The 3,301-nt window shown below is 39.0% G+C and carries 2 protein-coding genes; both read right to left on the bottom strand.

The window, feature by feature from the left end; translation table 11 throughout:
* Window positions 1-212: 212 nt before the first annotated feature.
* Window positions 213-683, bottom strand: a complete 471-nt coding sequence (locus HT723_RS10660) for an arginine repressor (RefSeq protein WP_172935174.1) — start codon at window positions 681-683, stop codon at window positions 213-215.
* A gap of 16 nt (window positions 684-699) precedes the next feature.
* Window positions 700-2,973, bottom strand: coding sequence for a Xaa-Pro dipeptidyl-peptidase (locus HT723_RS10655; protein ID WP_172935173.1), 2,274 nt, complete (start codon window positions 2,971-2,973; stop codon window positions 700-702).
* Window positions 2,974-3,301 lie beyond the last annotated feature (328 nt).

The raw sequence follows: 3,301 nt of genomic DNA, 5'->3' as shown, positions 1-3,301 counted from the left end.
GTTGTAGATGAAACTGACGAAGTCAGTAACCATACCTACGGCAAGGCGACGTTGACGCGGATTGAAGAGATTTTCGAAGAGTATAAATCTTCCTAGGATAAAGCAAAACGCATAGTATCAAGGGTTTTCAACACTTGATACTATGCGTTTTCTGATGTTAAAGACTTTCTACCAGGTTTTTTAAAAGCATAATTGTTAGTTGTAGTCATTTATTATTCTTCAAAGAAAAATGGTGGGGCGAATTTTTTCAGTTCTTCAAAGCACTTTTGAGCAGTATCTGTATCTTCACAGATGATAAGGCAAACATCATCACCACAAAGGGTTGCGATAATATCTTGGAAATCAAGAGCATCAATAATTGTAGCGAACGATTGTGCTAGACCAGGAAGAGTTTTGAGTAGGACTTGGTGCTGAATAGGTCGCAACATGATGAGGGCATCTTCCATATAGTTTTCCAAACGTTTTTCCCATTTTGAGATGGAACCATTATTAAGAACATAATAAGCGTTATCTTCTTCGCGGACTTTTGATAGGTTCATATTTTTGATGTCGCGTGAGAGGGTTGCCTGGGTCACTTGAATGTCGTTCTCAGCAAGAAGAGACTGTAATTCAGCCTGTGTATGAATCTTGTTTTTTGCGACAAGAGCGCGTATGAGTTGGTGGCGGTGTTCTGATTTATTCATAATAATGTAACTCCTTTTAGCAAGGTATGGTAAGCGTGGACTGAGTGAGGTCGACAGTCAAGTGGTAGTTGGTATTGTCACGTATGGTGATTTCAAAGTCAGTAGTATAGAGGACTAAACGAAGAGTATCTCCTTCTTTTAACTTGTAAATAGTAGGTTGTAGTTCAAATTGCACATCCATCCATTCATCTGCAGTAATATCCTCTACTAACAGTAGATCAGTTCTATTTTGTAAATTAAGGTAGCCTTTTGTCACGACTCGTTGTGCATCTGGTCTAAATGGCAGTTCACAGAGATTTTCCAGCATATGATAGCGACCGTTGTCAATGGTTCTAGCACTTAAAACAGCTGGATAAGGCTGTAAGTATTTCTTTTGACCAAGTTCCAGTAATTGAGCAGATAAAAGCCCCTTGTTTGTGCTGGATTTGATACGAAGATTGAGCTGAGCGCGACCGTTCAGGTGGAGATCTTTAGTTACAGGCAGGTCAATAGTAATCTGATTGGTTTTCCCTTGATAGAGTTCCGTATTGAAGGTCTGGTAGGTCTTACCATAACGCTCAAAATCCTTATCTGGGTACTGGTTTTGAATAGCTTGCTCTTCTTGCCCAAGTGAGAAGGTTTCAAAGTTTTCTTGCTCACCAAAGTTATCAAGAGATAACCAAGTCTGAGGAGCAGTATTGTCCTGCCAGATAACGGTCGGAAGTTGAAAATCTGTATCTTGTCCCAGTAATTTCTTTGTCAACAAAGCATTCATGGACTCACGGAAATCAATGGACTGCCAGTTGTTCATATACACATGGGCGCCATTATGGAAAAAGAAATACTTATTTATATTAGTAGGAAGAGCATGGAACATCTGGTAAACATGAAGTGGTTTGACATTCCAATCCTGAGAACCATGGGTAAAGACAACCTCTGCCTTTACTTTATGGGCATTGAGCAGATAGTTGCGGTCATGCCAAAACTGGTTATAGTCGCCAGTCTTGCGATCCAGTTGCTCTTTCACTTTTTCTAAGTCAGCTTGGTGAGCTTCATTGCCACGGATATAGTCGCCAGCCAAGAGATTACGAGAGTAGGTTAGTTCAGCAAGGGAGTCAAAGTCCTCACCTGGATAGCCACCTGGGCTAGTCACCAGACCGTTTTCTCGGTAGTAGTTGTACCATGAAGAAATTCCAGCCTCAGCAATGATTACTTCTAAACCATCAACACCTGTAGTGGCAAGGCCGTTTGACATGGTACCTAGATAGGAAAGTCCAGTTGTAGCTACTTTTCCGTTTGACCAGTCAGCTTTGACTTGACGCTGGCGCGTATAATCGGTAAAGGCACGGCAACGGCCATTAAGCCAATCAATGACATTTTTATAAGCCTCGATTTGCTGGTAGTCGCCATTAGTCATGAAACCAGTAGAGTCTCTGGTACCAACACCTGAAACATAGAGATTGGCAAAACCTCGTGGAAGGAAGTAGTCGTTGAGTGTATAGCTAGAGTTGATGTGAGTTAGCTTTTCCTCAGCTTCAGCCACAAGCTCAGCTTGGCCTTGAGATTGGACGAGATTGAGTTGAGGTTCTTCTAGCTCAATCTTGTGAGCAGGTTTGACATCAAGCTCACCCTCCATCTTGTAGAGAGCCTTGTCGCTAGCCTTGTCATTTGTTCCCTGATGATAGGGACTGGCTGTCATGATAGCAGGGATTTGTCCCTCATAACGAGGACGAATAATGCTGACCTTGACTAAGTCTGGAAGTCCTTTTTGGTCAGTATCGACACGAGACTCAACGTAAACGACTTCACGAATGACATCATGACTGGAAAAGGTAGCCAAACTCTTGCCGTTAAAGTAGTGGTAGTCATTATCCTCTGGAATAAGACCGTCACTGACAAGTTGGTCGATAAGAGTATTTCCTTTTTTGGTGCGAGTATTGAGTAACTGATAGAGATTTTCAAGCAAGTCACCGTATACAATAGGAAATCCAGTTTCTTTACGAAAAACGTCACTGTCTTCGAAGTCAACCAAATAAGAAAAGCCTAAAAGTTGAAAAGCAACAGTATAAAAAATATCTGCTGTCAGTTCATCTTCTGATTGAAAAAATGTCAGCAGGTCTGTTTTTTTATCAGCTGCTAGGATGGAAAGTGGGTAGTTGGTGTCTTGATAAGTGAAAAAGAAACGACGTAAAAAGGTTTCAAGTGAGTCTTTGTGATTGGCTGTATTTTGTAAATCAAAGCCATATTTTTTTAGTTCAGATAAGATATTTTCTTTTTGGAAAGTGATATAACTATATTGATTAAAACGCATAGAACCTCCATATAGAATGATAGTTAAGGTTATTATATCAAAAAAAAAGCAGAAAGGGAATTGTTAACTGTAAAAGGAAATAATCTAATAAAAATGAATAAAGTGCTAAATTCAATATAGAGAACAGTGTAATAATAGATATAATGAATATAATATAAAAATTCTAGGAGATTTATATTGTATGTTTTCTATTTTTTATATATAATATAGTATAAATATAAAAACGATGACAAAAATACAAATGAATAGAAAGTAAATTAGTAAGCTGATGAAATTTTTCTCAAGAGAAGCCTTTTATAGGTGAAAATGGTATAATCCCGACTTTATC

Source organism: Streptococcus sp. 2106, from assembly GCF_013277315.1.
In the GTDB taxonomy this organism is placed as follows: Bacteria; Bacillota; Bacilli; order Lactobacillales; family Streptococcaceae; genus Streptococcus; species Streptococcus pseudopneumoniae.
The sequence above is the reverse complement of the archived record's forward strand: the minus strand, read 5'-3'. Positions and strand labels throughout refer to the sequence as shown.

Bases quoted from the DNA above. Each gene is read 5' to 3' on its own strand.
- HT723_RS10660 (WP_172935174.1), bottom strand. From the start codon at position 683: ATGAATAAATCAGAACACCGCCACCAACTCATACGCGCTCTTGTCGCA.
- HT723_RS10655 (WP_172935173.1), bottom strand. From the start codon at position 2,973: ATGCGTTTTAATCAATATAGTTATATCACTTTCCAAAAAGAAAATATC.